Raw genomic sequence first — 783 nt, forward strand, 5'->3', positions numbered from 1 at the left:
ATGGGCGGTTTCGGCCGCGTAGCCGACCAGGCGGCGGCCGCCGACCCCCTGCTGTCGCAAGGACGCGCCGTTGGGGGTGGCGCGGCTGGCGGTGATCACGGCGATCAGGTTGGCCATGGAGGAGCCGGTGACCAGCAGGCCGGACGAATCGGCGGGGAAGCCCATGATTTTCGCCGCCCAACCGATGACCGCGCGCTCGATTTCGACCGGTGCGTGGTCGCGGCCCCCGCAATTGGCGTTGAGCCCCCCGGCGAGCATTTCGGCCAGCATGCCGATCGCGGTGCCGCCGCCATGCACCCATCCCATGAAGCCCGGATGGGTATTGCCGGTGGCATAGGGAGCGACCTGGTCGCGGAACCGTTCGTACAGCGCCTGGGGCGCCGTGGGCGCGGTGGGCAAAGGCTGGTCGCGCAGGCCGGCGCGGAAATCGTCGGGCAGCTTGCGCCAGACCGGGCCGTCGCGCAGGCCGGCCAGATGGTCGAACATGTCGTCCAGCATGCGGTGGCCGAGGCCGCGCAGTTCGTCCCAATCGTCGGGGTCCAGTCCGGTCATGAGCCTGTATGTCCTGTTGAGGTGGGAGCAGCGGGCGGCTGGTTTCGTCGCGGGTTTCGTCCCCGGTTTTGTCCAGTGCCGCGACTGTGCCTATATGTCTGTCTGTCGTATGTGCCCCTATCCGGGCGTCATGTCTGCAATGGATCGCTGCATGTTCTTCGGGCAACTGGAATTGACGGACGTAGCGTGGGGCGCGGGGCGCGCGCGGGCCCGGCTGGGCGGCCGGGGGCC

General features: G+C 69.2%; 1 protein-coding gene. It reads right to left on the reverse strand.

Annotated features, from left to right (window positions below; genetic code table 11):
• On the reverse strand, nucleotides 1–552 hold a 552-nt coding region (locus HUK84_RS20990), incomplete at its 3' end, for a pyridoxal-dependent decarboxylase (RefSeq protein ID WP_246285815.1).
• Between the last annotated feature and the right edge of the window lie 231 nt (nucleotides 553–783).

The sequence above is a fragment of the Nguyenibacter vanlangensis genome, assembly GCF_013376155.1.
Lineage (GTDB): Bacteria > Pseudomonadota > Alphaproteobacteria > Acetobacterales > Acetobacteraceae > Gluconacetobacter > Gluconacetobacter vanlangensis.